Raw genomic sequence first — 16,843 nt, forward strand, 5'->3', positions numbered from 1 at the left:
GCCATGTCTGCCGACACCGTTCCCGGCACCGACCGGGACCCCGGCGCCCACCGACCCGACGCCGACTGGGGCACCGTCACCGGCTGGGGCCGCACGGCGCCCACCGGAGCGCTCGTCGTCCGCCCGCGGACGTACGAGGAGGCGGCCGTCGCCGTCCGGGACTGCGGGGTGCGCGGCGGCATCGCGCGGGGGCTCGGACGGGCGTACGGGGACGCGGCGCAGAACGCGGGGGGTGCCGTGCTCGACATGACGGCCCTGGACCGCGTGCACGCCGTCGACGCGGCCGGCGGCACCGTGCTGTGCGACGCGGGCGTCTCCCTGCACCGGCTGATGGAGGTCCTGCTGCCGCTGGGCTGGTTCGTGCCGGTGACGCCCGGCACCCGCTACGTGACGGTCGGCGGGGCGATCGGCGCGGACATCCACGGCAAGAACCACCACGTGTCGGGGTCCTTCACGCGGCACGTGCTCTCCCTGGAGCTGCTCACCGCCGACGGCCGGGTGCGCACCGTCACCCCGGGCACGCCCCTGTTCGACGCGACCGCCGGCGGCATGGGGCTGACCGGGGTGATCCTCACCGCGACGCTGCGGCTCCAGCCGGTCGAGACGGCGCTGATGTCCGTGGACACCGAGCGGGCCGGCGACCTGGACGACCTGATGGCCCGGCTGACCGCCACCGACCACCGCTACCGCTACTCGGTCGCCTGGATCGACCTCCTCGCGCGCGGCCGGGCGACCGGCCGCGCGGTGCTCACCCGCGGCGACCACGCCCCGCTGGACGCGCTGCCCGCCCGCTCCCGCGCGCGGCGCGCGCCGCTGGCCTTCCGCACCTCCCGCCTGCCGGCCGCCCCCGACCTGGTGCCGGACGGGCTGCTGGGCCGGACGGCGGTGGGCCTGTTCAACGAGGTCTGGTACCGCAAGGCCCCCCGGTGCAGCCGGGGCCGCCTCCAGCGGATCTCCACCTTCTTCCACCCCCTGGACGGCGTCCCGCACTGGAACCGGGTCTACGGCCGCGGCGGCTTCGTGCAGTACCAGTTCGTCGTCGGGCACGGCCGGGAGGAAGCACTGCGCCGGATCGTGCGGCGCATCTCCGCCCGCCGCTGCCCGTCCTTCCTGGCCGTCCTCAAGCGCTTCGGCGAGGCCGACCCGGGCTGGCTCTCCTTCCCCGTCCCGGGCTGGACCCTCGCCCTCGACATCCCGGCGGGCCTGCCCGGCCTCGGCGCCTTCCTGGACGAGCTGGACGAGGAGGTCGCGGACGCGGGCGGCCGGGTCTACCTCGCCAAGGACTCCCGGCTGCGCCCGGAACTGCTCGCCGTGATGTACCCCCGCCTGGACGACTTCCGCGCCCTGCGCGCGGAGCTGGACCCGCGCGGGGTGTTCGTGTCCGACCTGGCCCGCCGCCTCGCCCTGTGACGCCCCTGCCCCCACCGACATGTCTGGAGCCAGTCGTGAAGGACGCCTTCGGCCTCCCCCAGTCCCTCCTCGTCCTCGGCGGTACGTCCGAGATCGCGCTCGCCACCGTGCGCCGTCTGGTGGCCCGCCGCACCCGCACGGTGTGGCTGGCCGGACGCCCCTCGCCCGCCCTGGACACGGCCGCCGAGCAGCTGCGCGGCCTCGGCGCCGAGGTGCGCACGGTCGCCTTCGACGCGCTGGACCCCGAGTCCCACGAGGCGGCGCTCGGCAAGGTGTTCGCCGAGGGCGACATCGACCTGGTGCTGCTGGCCTTCGGCATCCTGGGCGACCAGGCGCACGACGAGCGCGAGCCGCTGAACGCCGTACGGGTCGCGCAGACCAACTACACCGGCGCGGTCTCGGCCGGGCTGGTCGCCGCCCGTTCGCTCCAGGCGCAGGGGCACGGCTCGCTGGTGGTGCTCTCCTCCGTGGCCGGCGAGCGGGCCCGCCGCGCCAACTTCATCTACGGCTCCAGCAAGGCGGGCCTGGACGCCTTCGCGCAGGGCCTGGGCGACGCGCTGCACGGCACGGGCGTGCACGTCATGGTCGTACGCCCCGGGTTCGTGCGGTCGCGGATGACGGAGGGGCTGGCGGAGGCGCCGCTCGCCACGACGCCCGAGGCGGTCGCCACGGCGATCGAGCTGGGGCTGCGGCGGCGCTCGGAGACGGTGTGGGTGCCGGGCGCGCTGCGGGTGGTGATGTCGGCACTGCGGCACCTGCCACGGACCGTGTTCCGGCGGCTGCCGGTGTGAGGCGCGGCTACCGGGTGGGCAGGGAGCCGGTCTCCACGCGTCCGGCCTGCGGGGGCACGGTGGCGCTGCCGAAGGGGAACTCGCGCAGCTTGCGCCAGACCGCGTCGGCGCCCTGCTCGTACAGCGCGAAGCCGGTGCAGGGCCACTGGGCCTCGTAGTCGGACAGCTCCTCGTAGGCGCGGTCCATCGCCGCCTCCTCGATGCCGTGCGCCACGGTGACGTGCGGGTGGTACGGGAACTGCAGTTCGCGGGGGACCGGGCCGGACGCGTCGCGCACCCGCTTCTGCAGCCAGGAGCAGGCCGCCGCGCCCTCGACCACCTGGACGTAGACGACCGGCGAGAGCGGGCGGAAGGTCCCGGTGCCGGACAGCCGCATCGGGAAGGGCCGGCCGCGCGCCGCCACCTCCGCCAGGTGCGCCTCGATGGCGGGCAGCGCGGCGCCGTCGACCTCGGTCGGCGGCAGCAGGGTGACGTGCGTGGGGATGCCGTGAGCGGCGGCGTCGCCGAAGCCCGCGCGCAGCTGCTGGAGCTTGCTGCCGTGAGGCTCCGGGACCGCGATCGACACGCCGATCGTTACGGTCCCCACTTCGTCTCCTGTCGTTGTGTGGCTCGTTGTGTGCCGGGGTGTACGGACACCCGGATATCGACTGTACGGCCACCGCCGTGCCGTGGGCAGGCGCAACCGGAGTGATGTGCAGCGCTACGGCGGCGTGCCGGGGCGCACGGACGGGGCCGGGGTACCGCGGGCGGCGGTACCCCGGGCGGCGTCACGGGTCAGTGCTTGGCGGGGAGGAAGCCCACCTTGTCGTACGCCCGGGCGAGGGTCTCGGCGGCGACGCTCCTGGCCTTCTCCGCGCCCTTGGCGAGGATCGCGTCGAGCGTCTCCGGGTCGTCCAGGTACTGCCGGGTCCGCTCCCGGAAGGGGGTGACGAACTCCACGACGACGTCGGCGAGGTCCGTCTTCAGCGCACCGTAGCCCTTGCCCTCGTACTTGCGCTCCAGCTCGGCGATCTCGGCGCCGGTGAGGGTGGAGTAGATCGTCAGCAGGTTGCTGATGCCGGGCTTGTGCTCGCGGTCGAAGCGGATCACGGTGTCGGTGTCCGTGACCGCGCTCTTCACCTTCTTCGCGGTGGCCTTCGGCTCGTCCAGGAGGTTGATCAGGCCCTTCGGGGTGGCCGCCGACTTGCTCATCTTGGCGGTCGGGTCCTGGAGGTCGTAGATCTTCGCCGTCTCCTTGAGGATGTAGGCGCTCGGGACGGTGAAGGCGTCGCCGTAGGTCTGGTTGAAGCGGTCCGCGAGGTCGCGGGTCAGCTCCAGGTGCTGGCGCTGGTCCTCGCCGACGGGGACCTGGTCGGCCTGGTAGAGCAGGATGTCGGCGACCATCAGCATCGGGTACGTGAACAGGCCGACGGTGGTGCGGTCGTTGCCCTGCTTGGCGGACTTGTCCTTGAACTGCGTCATCCGGGAGGCCTCGCCGAAGCCGGTGATGCAGTTCATCAGCCAGCCGAGCTGGGCGTGCTCGGGGACGTGGCTCTGCACGAACAGGGTGCAGCGGTCCGGGTCGAGGCCGGCCGCGAGGAGCTGGGCGGCGGCGACGCGGGTGTTCTCGCGCAGCTCCTTGGGGTCCTGCGGGACCGTGACCGCGTGCAGGTCGACGACCATGTAGAACGCGTCGTGGGTGGTCTGCATGTCGACCCACTGGCGGACGGCGCCGAGGTAGTTGCCGAGGTGGAACGAGCCGGAGGTCGGCTGGATACCGGAGAGCACGCGGGGACGATCGTTGGCCATGTTCCCCATTCTCTCAGGCTCCGCGGGGCGGTCGGGCCCGGGTTCGGCACCAGGGGGCTCCCTTCCGGGCCCGGGGGTGTAACAAGAGGAGGGACGGAAGGGGGCTCGGCGTGCGGTGGTGGGCGGGAGCGGGGGCGGTGGTCGCCGCGGTGCTGTGGGCGGGGGCGCCGGGGACCGCGGTGGCGGACGGTACGGCACCCCTGGAGGAGCCGGACGTGGCCGTGATCGTGTGGGCCGGGACGGGGCGCACCACGTCCTGGCACGCGGGTGAGCGGGACTTCGACCGGCTGCGGAGCCTGCTCGACCCGTCGCGCTCGGAGACCGAGCCGGTTCCGGAGGACTGGACGCGGGACCGCCGTCCCCCGGTGCGGTTCACGGTGCTGTGGGGGCTGACCGGCGTCGGGGGCTGGCCGCAGACGGAGCGGGCGCCGGGCGGGGACGTGGCGATGCTGCGGCAGGACCAGCTGTTCCTGGCCGGGGACGGCACGCCGTGGGTGCGCACCGATCCGGCGCCGGACGTGGTGGACGACGACATCCGCTGGCACCGGGTGCCCCGGGACACCTACGCGTGGCTGGCCGACGAGGGCTTCTTCGCGGCGGACGGGACCGGCGCGGGAGGCGAAGGGGGCGACGGCGGGCCGGACGGCGTGTGGTGGGCCGCCGCCGGGCTCGGGGCGGGCGTCGCGGGGACGCTGCTGGCGCGCCGCGCGGCGGACCGGTACCGCACCGGACCGCCGCGCGGGGAGCCGCGTCAGGAGCTGATCGACCTGTAGGGCCCGCGGGCCTCAGCCGAGGTCGATCTCCGGGTACAGCGGGAAGCCGGCCACCAGGTCCCTCGCGCGGTGGGAGATCTCGTCGGCGACCTTCGCGTCGAGGACGTGGGAGGCCTTGGAGGGGGCGCCGGACTTGGTGGTACCGGGCTCCGTCGTGGTCAGCACCCGGTCGATCAGGCCCGCGACCTCGTCCATCTCCGCGGTGCCGAGACCGCGCGTGGTCAGCGCCGGGGTGCCGATGCGGATGCCGGAGGTGTACCAGGCGCCGTTCGGGTCGGCGGGGATGGCGTTGCGGTTGGTGACGATGCCGGAGTCGAGGAGCGCGGCCTCGGCCTGGCGGCCGGTGAGGCCGTAGGAGGACGCCACGTCGATCAGGTTGAGGTGGTTGTCCGTGCCGCCGGTGACCAGGGTGGCGCCGCGCTTGGTCAGGCCCTCGGCGAGCGCGCGGGCGTTGGTGACGATGCGCTGCGCGTAGTCCTGGAACGCGGGCTGCCGGGCCTCGGCCAGGGCGACGGCCTTGGCGGCCATGACGTGCGGGAGCGGGCCGCCGAGGACCATCGGGCAGCCGCGGTCGACCTGGTCCTTGAGGGAGTCGTCGCACAGGACCATGCCGCCGCGCGGACCGCGCAGCGACTTGTGCGTGGTCGTCGTCACGATCTGGGCGTGCGGGACCGGGTCGAAGTCGCCGGTGAGCACCTTGCCCGCGACCAGGCCCGCGAAGTGCGCCATGTCGACCATGAGGGTCGCGCCGACCTCGTCGGCGATCTCGCGCATGATCCGGAAGTTCACCAGCCGGGGGTACGCGGAGTAGCCCGCGACGATGATCAGCGGCTTGAACTCGCGGGCGGAGGCGCGCAGGGCCTCGTAGTCGATCAGACCGGTGGCCGGGTCGGTGCCGTAGGAGCGCTGGTCGAACATCTTGCCGGAGATGTTGGGGCGGAAGCCGTGGGTGAGGTGGCCGCCGGCGTCCAGGGACATGCCGAGCATCCGCTGGTTGCCGAAGGCCTGGCGCAGCTCGGCCCAGTCGGCGTCGGTCAGGTCGTTGACCTGGCGGGCGCCGGCCTGCTCCAGGAAGGGCACCTCGACGCGGGCGCCGAGGACGGCCCAGAAGGCGACCAGGTTGGCGTCGATGCCGGAGTGCGGCTGGACGTAGGCGTGGCGGGCGCCGAACAGCTCGCGGGCGTGCTCGGCGGCCAGGGCCTCGACGGTGTCGACGTTGCGGCAGCCGGCGTAGAAGCGGCGGCCGATGGTGCCCTCGGCGTACTTGTCGCTGAACCAGTTGCCCATCGCCAGGAGGGTGGCCGGGGAGGCGTAGTTCTCGGAGGCGATCAGCTTGAGCATCTCGCGCTGGTCGGCGACCTCCTGGCCGATGGCGTCCGCCACGCGGGGTTCGACGGTGCGGATGACGTCGAGCGCGGCTCGGTAAGCGGTGGACTCGGGAGAGATCTCTGCGGGCACGGGGGGCCTCCGGACGTCGGCATCAGCGTTCAGGTCGGCCCAGGCGCTCGGCACTCGTCGCTCGGACCGCTTCCCGATGGTTCGTCCCATCCTCGCGCGCCAGTCACGGCCCGGGGTCAGGGTACCGGGTGTGTTCTGCCGGTGCCTTGCGTGTCCGCGATGCGGGAGCGTCTGCGTGGTTGGTGTCCCGTCGCGGAGTGCGGGTGCACCGTTCAAAGGATCACGTGGGGGAGGAATCTCGCGTACTCGTCCGTGATCAGGCCGCTCGACTCCCTGATGCCCAGGCCCGCCGACTCGTTCTCCACCACCCAGGCGCCCAGGACGACGCGGTTGCCGTCGAAGTCGGGGAGGGGGGCCAGCTCCTGGTAGCAGCACGGTTCGGGACGGGGGGCGGGGTCGGTGTCCGGGGGGTGGACCGTGACGCCGGCGCCCTCGCGGCCCAGGAGGGGCTTGGCGACCCAGCCGGTCGTGGTGGCCAGGTCGCGCGGGCCGTCCAGGTGGGCGGGGAGGAGGTTCGGGTGGCCGGGGTACAGCTCCCAGAGGATCGCCAGCAGGGCCTTGTTGCTGAGCAGCATCTTCCAGGCGGGCTCGATCCACAGGGTGGTGCCGGTGCCGCCGCCGTTGTCGAGGGTGTCCAGGACGTGGCCGGCGAAGCGGTCCGTGGTGAGCCACTCCCAGGGATAGAGCTTGAAGAGGCTGCGGATGAAGCGCAGCTTGTTGTCGACGAAGCGGCCGGAGAGGCGGTCCCAGCCGATCTCCTCCATGGAGATCCAGTCGGTCTCCAGGCCGGCCTGCTCGGCGGTCTCCTTGAGGTAGGCGACCGTCATGAGGTCCTCGCCGAGTTCGTCGTCCGAGGAGTGCGCGAAGTACAGCGGGTTGCCGGGCGGGAGAAGCGCGGCCTGCTTCCTCCAGGCGTCGACGAGTCGCTCGTGGAGGCTGTTCCACTGGTCGGCGCCGGGGAAGCGCTCCTCCATCCAGAACCACTGCGGGGACGCGGCCTCGACGAGTGAGGTCGGGGTGTCCGCGTTGTACTCCAGGAGCTTGGCGGGGCCGGTGCCGTCGTAGCGCAGGTCGAAGCGGGCGTAGACGGAGGGGAGTTCGGCGCGGCGGTGCCAGGCCTCGGTGACCGCGCGGACGACGCGCGGGTCGGTGATGCCGAGGTCGGCGAAGCGGTCCTCGGCGACGATGTGCCCGGCGGCCGCGAGACACATGCGGTGCAGCTCCTCGACGACCTCCTCCAGGGCCTCGACCTCGGGCAGGGAGAAGACGTAGTACGCGCTCTCGTCCCAGTAGGGGCGCAGGGAGTCGTCGGGGTAGCGGGTCAGGGGGTAGATCAGCCCCTGTTCCTCGACGGTCTGCTGCCAGCCGGGGCGGGGGTCGGTGGTACGGCGTTCCACGGTCCCGTCCTCAGCCGCCGCCGCTGCCGCCCGAGCAGCCGAAGCCGCCCCGGTCGACGGCCTCGGACCGGCTGAAGGTGCCGGAGTCGGCCCAGCCGCTGCTGACGTCGGCGTCGTAGTACCAGTCGGCGTCGCCCACGGACTTCGACGAGCCGGTCTTCTTCTTGCCGCCCTTGCCGCCCTTGCCGGACGAGCTGCCGGACGAGCCGGACTTGCAGTTCTTGTCGGCGACGACCTTGTAGCCGTTGAGGTAGTCGTAGCTGTCGCGGTCCACGCAGCGGCGGTCGGGGTCCGAACCGCACGCGCTCAGGGCCGCCGCGAGCATTCCCATGCCGCCGAGCACCACGGTGCTCGACCGCAGCCGTCGCCGGGCTGTGGCCATGTCCCTGTCCCCCGTTGTCCGTGCCGTGTCCGTGCGGTTGTACGACAGTTGGGCCGGTCGAGTGTACGGCCCCGCCGCGGGTGGACTTTACGGCAGCGCCCGGCACAGCGCGTCCAGAGCCCCCGCCCAGGCGTGGTCGGGCGGGGTGCCGTAACCGACGACGAGGGCGTCCAGCGGGGGGAGGGACGCGTCCGGGTGCCGGAACATGGACAGGCTGTGGACCGCGAGTCCGTGCCAGGCGGCGGCCCGTGCGACCTGCCGTTCGGTGCCGGACGGCAGCGGGAGGACGGCGTGCAGTCCGGCGGCGATGCCGCTGACGCGGACCGCGGGGGCGCGCTCGGCGAGGGCGGCCACCAGGGCGTCGCGGCGGCGCCGGTAGCGCAGGCGGGCGGACCGCACGTGCCGGTCGTAGTCGCCGGAGTCGAGGAACTGCGCGAGGGTCAGCTGGTCGAGCACGCCCGGGGTACGGCTCGTCGGGTCGTCCAGGACGTCCCCGACGAGGGACGGCGGCAGCGCCATCCAGCCCAGGCGCAGTCCGGGGGCCAGGGACTTGCTGGCGGTGCCCAGGTACACGACGCGGTCGGGGTCCAGTCCCTGGAGGGCGCCGACGGACTGGCGGTCGTAGCGGAACTCGCCGTCGTAGTCGTCCTCCAGGATCAGCCCGCCGGTGCGGTGCGCCCAGGCCACCACCGCCGCTCTGCGGTCGGGGTGCAGCGGGACGCCGGTCGGGAACTGGTGGGCGGGGGTGAGCAGCACGGCGCCCGCGTCCGTGAGCGCCCCGGTGTCCGCTCCGCGGTCGTCGACGGGCAGCGGAACGGTCCGCAGGCCGGCCCGGGTGAGCAGATCGCGGTGGACGTGGAGGCCGTACGACTCGACGGCCACGGTGTGCACGCCGCGCGCCCGCAGCACGCCGGCCAGCAGCACGAGACCGTGCGCGAAGCCGCCGCAGACCAGCAGCGTCTCGGGGTCGGCGCGCACGCCCCGGGCCCGGGCGAGGTAACCGGCCAGCGCGGCGCGCAGCTCGGGCCGGCCGCGGCCGTCGCCGTACCCGAGGGCGTCGTGGGGAGCGGAGGTGACGGCGCGGCGGGCGGCCCTGAGCCACGCGGTGCGCGGGAAGGAGGCGAGGTCGGGGGTGCCGGGGCGCAGGTCGTAGGTGGGGCGGGCGTGCCCCGCGGGGCGTCGGGCCGAGGTGCGGGACGGCGGGGCGGCGACGCGTTCGGCGACGCGGGTGCCCGAGCCCTGGCGGGCGGTGAGCCAGCCCTCGGCGACGAGGTCGGCGTAGGCGTCGGCGACGGTGTTGCGGGCGATGCCGAGGTCCGCGGCGAGGACGCGGGACGAGGGCAGCCGGGTGCCGGGGCCCAGGCGGCCGGTGCGGACGGCCTCGCGCAGGGCGTCGGTGAGGCCGCGGCGCAGGCCGGGACCGGTGGGTTCCAGGTGCAGGTCGACGCCGAGAGTGGCCCATGATCTCGCCATGGAAGTGGACCATACCGCTGGGCTGCTTCCTTCCTAGGGTCGAGGCATGACGACACACACCGATGACACGAAGTCCGGGGATCGCGCCGCCGAGGTGCCCGTCCGGCTGAACTGGTCCCAGCACGCGCCCGAGGTCTACAAGGCGATGATCCGGCTGGAGACCGCCGCCAAGCGGGGGCTGGACCCGGCGCTGTACGAACTGGTGAAGATCCGCGCCTCGCAGATCAACCACTGCGCCCTCTGCCTCGACATGCACACCAAGGACGCCCTCGCCGCCGGGGAGAGCGTGGAGCGGATCGTGCAGCTGGCCGCCTGGGAGGAGTCGCGGCACTTCTACACGGAGAAGGAGCTGGCGGCGATCGAGCTGACCGAGGCGGTCACCGTGCTGACCGACGGTTTCGTGCCGGACGAGGTGTACGAGAAGGCCGCCGAGCACTTCGACGAGCCGGAGCTGGCGCAGCTGATCGCCGCGATCACGACGATCAACGCCTGGAACCGGTTCGGCGTGACCTGCCGGATGACGCCGGGTCACTACACGCCCGGCCGGCCCGCGTGAGCACGGCGCGCACCCAACTCCTGGACCGGGAGGTCGGGCAGGCGCTGTCCGCGCTGAGCGCGGCGGGCAAGAAGGGCCTCGGCGACCCCGTCCTCGCCGAGCTGGTGATGATCCGGGCCTCGCAGCTCAACCACTGCGCGTTCTGCCTGGACATGCACCTCACCCTGGCCCGCGGGAACGGCGTGGACGAGGAGCGTCTCGGTCTGCTCGCCGCCTGGCAGGAGGCGGAGGACCTGTACGACAAGCGGGAGCGGGCCGCGCTCGCGCTGACCGAGGCGATGACCGTCCTGACCGAGGGCTTCGTGCCCGACGCGGTGTACGAGGAGGCCGCCGTACACTTCGGCGACGGCGAACTGGCCCATCTGATCGGGCTGATCACCGCCATCAACAGCTGGAACCGGCTGATGGTCGGCCGCAGGGTCCCACCGGGGGGTTACACACCGTGAGTCACGTCGCCGCGTTCCGCGCTCTGCACCACGGCCGGGTCCCGGACGACCCCCTCGTCCTGCCGGGCCCCTGGGACGCGGCGAGCGCCCGGGTGTTCGCGGAGGCCGGGTTCCCGGCGCTCGCGACACCGAGCGCCGGGGTGGCGGCCTCGCTCGGGTACGAGGACGGGCGGACCCCGGCCGACGAGATGTTCGCGGCCGTCGCGCGGATCGCGCGCGCCGTGGACGTGCCCGTGTCGGCCGACGTCGAGGGCGGGTACGGGCTGGCGCCGAAGGAGCTGGTGGAGCGGCTCCTGGAGGCGGGCGTCGTCGGCTGCAACCTGGAGGACTCCACCCGCGAGGGGCTCAAGGACCCGGCGGAGCACGCCGCGTGGCTGGCCGAGGTGCGGGACGAGGCCGGTGACCGGCTGTTCCTGAACGCCCGGATCGACACGTTCATCCGGGGGGTCGACGATCCGGGGGCGGCGATCGGACGGGCGGCGGCATACGTCGCCGCGGGCGCCGACTGCGTGTACCCCATCGCCGCCCCCACCGCCGTACTGCCCCTGCTGCGGGCCGGCATCCAGGGGCCGGTGAACGTGGTCGCGCGTCCCGGCCAGGGCCCCTCGCCCGCCGAACTCGGCGGACTCGGGGCCACCCGGATCACCTTCGGGCCGGGGCTCCAGCGGCAGGCCGAGCAGGCGGTGCGGGAGCACGCGGAACGGCTCGCGGCCCGGCCGGGGCGATGAGGGTCAGGGCAGCCACTTCTTCCAGACGGACTCGTGGCCGTCCACCCATTTCTTCGCCGCCTCCTCGGGCCGCATCTTCTGCTCGGCGATCATCAGGGAGACCTGGTTCTGGTCCTCGGTCGTCCACGTGAAGTTCTTCAGGAACTCGGCCGCCTTGCCGCCGTCCTTCGCGAAGCCGGCGTTGAGGTACTTCTGCAGCGGGGTGACGGGGTAGGCGCAGTCGACCTCGGCCGGGTCCGCGTCGCAGCCCTCCTTGTACGGCGGCAGCTTCACCTCGGTCATCGGGACCTTCTCCATCAGCCACTGGGGGGTGTACCAGTAGCTGAGGAAGGGCTTCTTCTCCTTGGCGAACTGCTGCATCTGGGTGATCTGGGCAGCCTCGGAGCCGGCGAAGACGACCTGGTAGTCCAGGTCCAGGTTCTTCACCAGGGCCTTGTCGTTGGTGACGTAGGACGGGGAGCCGTCCAGGAGCTGGCCCTTGCCGCCGCTCTCCGCGGTGCGCAGCAGGTCGGCGTACTTGTTGAGGTTCTTCCAGTCGGTGACGTCCGGGTGCTTCTTCGCGAAGTACGTCGGGACGAACCAGCCGATGTGGCCGGTGACGCCGAGGTCGCCGCCCGCGGCGATGGTCTTCTTGTCCTGGACGTAGCGCTGTTCCTGCTCGGGGTGGCCCCAGTCCTCCAGGATGGCGTCGACGCGGCCCTGGCTGAGCGCGTCCCAGGCGGGGACCTCGTCGACCTGGACGGTGTCGACGCGGTAGCCCAGCTCGTGCTCCAGCAGGTACTGGGCGACGGCCACGTTGGCCTGGGCGCCGACCCAGGACTGCACGGACAGGGTGACGGTCTTGGCGCCCTGGGCGTTGGCGTACGGGGACGCCTGCTTGGTCATGTCGGCGGCGCCGCAGCCGGTCAGCAGGGTCAGCGCGGCCACGCCCGCGAGCGCGGAGGTCGTGCGCAGTCGCATCTCAGGCCCCCTTCTTGGTCGTACGGCGTTCGGTGGGCTGGGTGACCCGGTCGAGCATCAGGCCGAGGCAGACGATCGCGGCGCCCGCGACCAGGCCGGTCGCCAGGTCGCCCTGGGCCAGGCCGAAGACGACCTGGTAGCCGAGCGCGCCACCGCCGACCAGGCCGCCGATGATGACGACGGCGAGGACCAGGACGACGCCCTGGTTGACGGCGAGCAGCAGGGCCGGGCGGGCCAGCGGGAGCTGGACCTGGCGCAGCTGCTGGCCGCTGGTGGCGCCGAGCGAGCGGGCCGACTCCAGGGCGGCCGGGTCGACCTGGCGCAGCCCCTGGGTGGTGATGCGGACGACGGCCGGGAGGGCGTAGACGACCGCGGCGGCCACGGCGGGCGCGCGGCCCACGCCGAACAGGGCGACGACCGGGATCAGGTACACGAACTGCGGCATGGTCTGGAAGACGTCGAGGACGGGCCGCAGCAGGCGTTCGAAGCGGTCGCTGCGGGCGGCGGCGATGCCGGTGGCGAAGCCGACGACCAGGGTCACGGCGACGGCGGCGAGCACCTGCGAGAGCGTGTCCAGGGACGGGTCCCACACGCCGAGCACGCCGATCGCGGCCATCGCGAGGACGGCGGTGAGCGCGGTGCGCCAGGTGCCGATCAGCCAGGCCAGGGCGGCGACGATCAGGAGTACGGACCACCAGGGCAGCCACTGGAGGCCGTCGCGCAGCGGGTTGAGGACCCAGCTGGTGAAGTGCGCGGCCCAGTCGGCGGTACCGCCGACGACGGGGACGCCGGAGTACAGGTGGGCGGTCATCCAGTCGACGGCCCGGTTGACGGGCTCGGCGATGTCCACCTCCCACCCGTCGGGCCAGTCGAGGAGGCCGGCCAGGCGTCCGGCGAGCGCGACGGCCGCGGCGACGACGAGCGCGTACAGCCAGGTCACCGGGGACTTCCCGGCCTCGCCCAGCCGCTCCCCCGCCGCGCCGGTCACGCGGTCCAGGACGACGGCGAGCAGCACGATCGGGATGCCGGCCGCGAGGGCCGCGCCGACGTCGACCGAGGCGAGCGCCTGGTACACGCGGTCGCCGAGGCCGCCGGCGCCGATGACGGAGGCGATGACGGCCATGGACAGCGCCATCATGATCGTCTGGTTGAGGCCGAGGAGGAGTTCCTTGCGGGCCAGCGGGACGCGGGCGGTCAGCAGCCGCTGGCGGGCGGTGGTGCCGAGGGACTCGACGGCCTCCAGGACCTCCTTGTCCGCGCCGCGCAGGCCCAGCGAGGTGAGCCGGGCCATGGGCGGGGCGGCGTAGACGACGGTGGCCAGGACGGCGGCGGGGACGCCGATGCCGAAGACCAGGACGACGGGGAGGAGGTAGGCGAAGGCGGGCAGCACCTGCATGGTGTCGAGCACCGGGCGCAGGACGCGGTCCATCCGGTCGGAGAGGCCCGCGGCGAGGCCCAGCAGGGCGCCGACTACGACCGACGCGAGGACGGCGACGACCATCAGGGCGAGGGTCTGCATCGTCGGTACCCACATGCCGAGCAGGCCGCAGGCCAGGAACGCGGCGGCGGTGCCTGCCGCGAGCCTGACGCCGGCCACCCGCCAGGCGACCAGGGCGCCGATCGCGGTGACCCCGGCCCAGCCGACGGCGAGGAGGGCGAGGTACACGGCGCGTACGGCGATGACGACGATGTTGCTGACGTGGCCGAAGAAGTAGAGGAACAGCGGGTGGCTGTCCCGGTTGTCGATGATCCAGTCGCTGGCCTTGCCGAGGGGTTCGGAGACGTCGACGGTGAGGGCGGTGGGCCAGGGGGTGCCGGGCCACTGCGTGATGGCCAGGGGGGTGAGGATCGCTGCCGCGAGGGCGAGGGCGAGGAGCTTGCGGGTGGCGGGATGGGTGAGGATGCCCGGCGGGGCGGGTTTGGGGGGCACTGCGGTGATCGCTGCCATCAGACCGGCTCCTCGGTGGTGGCTGGGCCGGGGTCGGTCGGCTCGCGACGCTCGCCGGTCGCCTCTGCCGCGGGGGGCGCGGCTGTTGTGCCGGCCACCACCGACAGGAGGTCGGTCGCGTTCACCACGCCCAGGCAGCGGCCCTGGTCCATGACGCGGGCCGGGGAGCCTGCCCTCGCTACGGCCTCGATGGCCTCCGAGACCGTGGCCTCGGGGCGGATCGCCGGGCCCGTGCCCGCCTCGTCGGAGGAGGCGGCGGGGCGCATCGCCGTGCGGACGGTGAGGACCTGTTCGCGCGGGACGTCGCGGACGAACTCGCGGACGTAGTCGTCGGCGGGCGAGCCGACGATCTCCTCCGGGGTGCCGAGCTGCACCACCCGGCCGTCGCGCATCAGGGCGATGCGGTCGCCGAGCTTGAGGGCTTCCTGGAGGTCGTGGGTGATGAAGACCATCGTGCGGCCCTCCTCGCGGTGCAGCCGGACGACCTCCTCCTGCATGTCCCGCCGGATCAGCGGGTCCAGCGCGCTGAACGGCTCGTCGAAGAGCAGCACCTCGGGGTCGACGGCGAGGGCGCGGGCGAGGCCGACGCGCTGGCGCTGGCCGCCGGAGAGCTGGCCGGGGCGGCGGTGCTCCAGGCCCTCCAGGCCGACCTTGGCGACGATCGCGGCGGCGCGTTCGCGGCGCTCGGCGCGGCCCATGCCCTGGACCTCCAGGCCGTAGGCCACGTTGTCCAGGACCGTGCGGTGCGGGAGCAGGCCGAAGTGCTGGAAGACCATGGCGGCACGGTGGCGCCGCAGTGCGCGCAGCCGGGACCTGTCCATCGCGCGGACGTCCTCGCCGTCGATGGCGATGGACCCGGCCGTCGGCTCGATGAGGCGGGTCAGGCAGCGTACGAGGGTGGACTTGCCGGAGCCGGACAGGCCCATGACGACGAAGACCTCGCCCTTGCGCACGTCGAAGGAGACGTCCGCGACGGCGGCGGTGCAGCCGGTGCGGGAGCGCAGCTCGGCCGGGCTCAGGGCGGCGAGGTCCGGGGCGGCGGGGACCCGGGCGGCCTTGGGTCCGAAGACCTTCCACAGGCCGTCCACGGAGAAGACCGGCGGGCGCTCGGCCACCGTGTCGGTGGCGGCGGCGGTGGAGTTGGATGCCTTGCTCATCGGGCGTCACCGCCGATCAGCTCGACGGCGCGCTCGCCGACCATGAGGACGCCGATCATCGGGTTGACGGCGGGCATGGCCGGGAAGACGGAGGCGTCGGCGATGCGCAGGCCCGTCAGGCCGCGGACGCGCAGCTCGGGGTCGACGACGGCCTGCTCGTCGGTGGCGGCGCCCATGCGGCAGGTGCCGGCCGGGTGGTAGACGGTGTGGGCGACCTTGCGGGCGTACTCGCTCAGCTCCTCGTCGCCGGTGACGTCCGGGCCGGGGCAGACCTCGCGCTTGAGCCAGCCGGCCAGCGGCTGGGACTTGGCGATCTCGCGGGCGATGCGGATGCCGTCGACGAGGGTGCGGCCGTCGTAGTCGTCCTCGTCGGTGAAGTAGCGGAAGTCCAGGGCGGGCTTCACGGACGGGTCGGCGCTGGTCAGGTAGAGGCGGCCGCGGGACTTCGGCTTGGGGATGTTCGGGGTCATGGAGACGCCGAACTCGGGGCGCTCGTAGCCGAGGCGCTCCGGGTTGTCCGTGAACGGGATCTGGTAGAAGTGGAACATCAGGTCGGGGCCCGCGTGTTCGGGGTCGCGGCGCACGAACAGACCCGCGTCGGAGTCCATCGCGGAGTTGTCCGGGATGGGCCCGTCGGTCTCCCACACGATCACCGACTCGGGGTGGTCGAGCAGGTTCTCGCCGACGCCGGGCAGGTCGAGCGCCACGGGTATGCCGAGGGACTCCAGCTGGTCCTTCGGGCCGATGCCGGAGTGCAGCAGCAGGCGCGGCGAGTCGACGGCGCCGGCGCTGAGGACCACCTCGTTGCGTGCCTTGACCAGGATCTCCTCGCCGTCCTTGGTGCGGACGTGGACGCCCTCGGCGCGGGTGCCGTCGAGTTCGAGCCGGTACGCCCAGGTCTCCAGCATCAGCGTGAGGTTGGCGCGCTCGTCCATCACGGGGTGCAGGTACGCCACCGACGCCGACGAGCGTTTGTTGTTCTCCGGGTGGTAGGCGAGGTCGAAGAAGCCGACGCCGTCGTTGAACGGCTTCTGGTTGAAGCCCTCGACCCGGGGGACCTCCAGCGTCTTCTGGGCGGATTCGACGAAGTCGCGGGCGATGGCGTTCCGGTCCTTCTCGTCGACCGGGACGATGTTGTTCTTCAGCCGGGCGAAGTACGCCTCCATCTGCACCGCGCCCCAGCCCTTGGCGCCGGCCGCCTCCCACTCGTCCCAGTCGGACGGCAGCGGCTTGAAGGCGATGAGGGTGTTGTGCGAGGAGCAGCCGCCGAGGACGCGGGCGCGGCTGTGCCGGATGTGCGAGTTGCCGCGCGGCTGCTCGGTGGTGGGGTAGTCGTAGTCCAGTTCGCCGCCGAGCAGGCCCATCCAGCGGCGCAGGGTGAGCACGTCGTCGCGGCCGACGTCACTGGGACCGCCCTCGATGACGGCGACGGTGACGTCCGGGTTCTCGGTGAGGCGGGAGGCGATCACCGATCCCGCGGTGCCGCCGCCGATGACGACGTAGTCGTAGACGTGAGTGCTTTCTGGCATGCGGGTACTCCAGTGGGGCGAGCGGATGGTGCGGGGAGGTACGGAGA

General features: G+C 73.2%; 16 protein-coding genes and 1 riboswitch. Of the genes, 6 read left to right on the plus strand and 10 right to left on the minus strand.

The genetic code is table 11. The features are described 5' to 3' along the window. The first annotated feature begins 3 nt into the window (after positions 1-3). Both BZZ08_RS27705 and BZZ08_RS27710 read left to right on the plus strand, forming a co-directional pair. Positions 4-1,410 (plus strand): FAD-binding oxidoreductase, encoded by a 1,407-nt coding sequence (locus BZZ08_RS27705; RefSeq protein ID WP_104634956.1) that lies wholly within the window; start codon positions 4-6, stop codon positions 1,408-1,410. A gap of 35 nt (positions 1,411-1,445) precedes the next feature. After that, entirely contained in the window at positions 1,446-2,201 is a 756-nt protein-coding gene (locus tag BZZ08_RS27710; protein ID WP_104634957.1) for a decaprenylphospho-beta-D-erythro-pentofuranosid-2-ulose 2-reductase, read from the plus strand. 7 nt (positions 2,202-2,208) lie between these two features. Here BZZ08_RS27710 and BZZ08_RS27715 read toward each other — a convergent pair whose 3' ends face one another. Both BZZ08_RS27715 and trpS read right to left on the minus strand, forming a co-directional pair. Continuing rightward, positions 2,209-2,787 (minus strand): 2'-5' RNA ligase family protein, encoded by a 579-nt coding sequence (locus tag BZZ08_RS27715; RefSeq protein ID WP_104634958.1) that lies wholly within the window; start codon positions 2,785-2,787, stop codon positions 2,209-2,211. A 188-nt stretch (positions 2,788-2,975) separates the two neighbouring features. Beyond that, complete coding sequence (gene trpS, locus BZZ08_RS27720; protein WP_104634980.1) at positions 2,976-3,989, minus strand: tryptophan--tRNA ligase; 1,014 nt, start codon at positions 3,987-3,989, stop codon at positions 2,976-2,978. A gap of 110 nt (positions 3,990-4,099) precedes the next feature. Between trpS and BZZ08_RS27725 the strand changes: the two genes are divergently transcribed. After that, positions 4,100-4,762: a hypothetical protein gene (locus BZZ08_RS27725; RefSeq protein WP_104634959.1), complete on the plus strand. Its 663-nt coding sequence runs from the start codon at positions 4,100-4,102 to the stop codon at positions 4,760-4,762. A 12-nt stretch (positions 4,763-4,774) separates the two neighbouring features. Here the strand turns inward: BZZ08_RS27725 and BZZ08_RS27730 are convergent, their stop codons facing one another. The 4 genes from BZZ08_RS27730 to pdxR all read right to left on the minus strand — a co-directional run bounded on the left by BZZ08_RS27730 (position 4,775) and on the right by pdxR (position 9,472). Further along, positions 4,775-6,220 carry a glycine hydroxymethyltransferase gene (locus BZZ08_RS27730; RefSeq protein ID WP_104634960.1) on the minus strand — a complete coding sequence of 482 codons (1,446 nt, stop codon included), beginning with the start codon at positions 6,218-6,220 and terminating at the stop codon, positions 4,775-4,777. A gap of 30 nt (positions 6,221-6,250) precedes the next feature. Continuing rightward, a riboswitch (ZMP/ZTP riboswitch) is annotated at positions 6,251-6,337 on the minus strand. Between the two features lie 95 nt (positions 6,338-6,432). Beyond that, positions 6,433-7,617 (minus strand): glutathionylspermidine synthase family protein, encoded by a 1,185-nt coding sequence (locus BZZ08_RS27735; RefSeq protein ID WP_104634961.1) that lies wholly within the window; start codon positions 7,615-7,617, stop codon positions 6,433-6,435. Positions 7,618-7,627: 10 nt separating this feature from the next. Further along, positions 7,628-7,999, minus strand: a complete 372-nt coding sequence (locus BZZ08_RS27740) for a hypothetical protein (protein WP_104634962.1) — start codon at positions 7,997-7,999, stop codon at positions 7,628-7,630. 87 nt (positions 8,000-8,086) lie between these two features. Continuing rightward, complete coding sequence (gene pdxR / locus BZZ08_RS27745; protein WP_104634963.1) at positions 8,087-9,472, minus strand: MocR-like pyridoxine biosynthesis transcription factor PdxR; 1,386 nt, start codon at positions 9,470-9,472, stop codon at positions 8,087-8,089. Between the two features lie 46 nt (positions 9,473-9,518). Between pdxR and BZZ08_RS27750 the strand changes: the two genes are divergently transcribed. Genes BZZ08_RS27750 through BZZ08_RS27760 form a run of 3 tightly spaced genes read left to right on the plus strand, consistent with a single transcriptional unit; the run spans position 9,519 to position 11,202 of the window. Then, complete coding sequence (locus BZZ08_RS27750) at positions 9,519-10,028, plus strand: carboxymuconolactone decarboxylase family protein (protein WP_104634964.1); 510 nt, start codon at positions 9,519-9,521, stop codon at positions 10,026-10,028. Beyond that, positions 10,025-10,474 carry a carboxymuconolactone decarboxylase family protein gene (locus BZZ08_RS27755; protein ID WP_104634965.1) on the plus strand — a complete coding sequence of 150 codons (450 nt, stop codon included), beginning with the start codon at positions 10,025-10,027 and terminating at the stop codon, positions 10,472-10,474. Before BZZ08_RS27750 ends, BZZ08_RS27755 begins: the two co-directional genes overlap by 4 nt. After that, entirely contained in the window at positions 10,471-11,202 is a 732-nt protein-coding gene (locus BZZ08_RS27760) for an isocitrate lyase/PEP mutase family protein (RefSeq protein WP_104634966.1), read from the plus strand. Before BZZ08_RS27755 ends, BZZ08_RS27760 begins: the two co-directional genes overlap by 4 nt. 3 nt (positions 11,203-11,205) lie before the next feature. Here BZZ08_RS27760 and BZZ08_RS27765 read toward each other — a convergent pair whose 3' ends face one another. The 4 genes from BZZ08_RS27765 to BZZ08_RS27780 are packed head-to-tail and all read right to left on the minus strand — an operon-like array spanning position 11,206 to position 16,796. Next, a complete protein-coding gene (locus tag BZZ08_RS27765; protein WP_104634967.1) occupies positions 11,206-12,162 on the minus strand; it encodes an ABC transporter substrate-binding protein in 957 nt (318 codons plus the stop codon). Position 12,163: 1 nt separating this feature from the next. Then, positions 12,164-14,110, minus strand: a complete 1,947-nt coding sequence (locus tag BZZ08_RS27770; RefSeq protein WP_104634968.1) for an ABC transporter permease — start codon at positions 14,108-14,110, stop codon at positions 12,164-12,166. After that, the gene (locus tag BZZ08_RS27775; protein WP_104634969.1) at positions 14,110-15,267 is read right to left on the minus strand and encodes a quaternary amine ABC transporter ATP-binding protein; all 1,158 of its coding nucleotides are present in this window, start codon (positions 15,265-15,267) and stop codon (positions 14,110-14,112) included. Before BZZ08_RS27775 ends, BZZ08_RS27770 begins: the two co-directional genes overlap by 1 nt. Beyond that, positions 15,264-16,796, minus strand: coding sequence for a GMC family oxidoreductase (locus BZZ08_RS27780; protein ID WP_104634970.1), 1,533 nt, complete (start codon positions 16,794-16,796; stop codon positions 15,264-15,266). The genes BZZ08_RS27775 and BZZ08_RS27780 overlap by 4 nt, the downstream gene beginning before the upstream one ends. Positions 16,797-16,843: the final 47 nt, after the last annotated feature.

This window comes from Streptomyces sp. MH60 (assembly GCF_002939385.1).
Classification (GTDB): domain Bacteria; phylum Actinomycetota; class Actinomycetes; order Streptomycetales; family Streptomycetaceae; genus Streptomyces.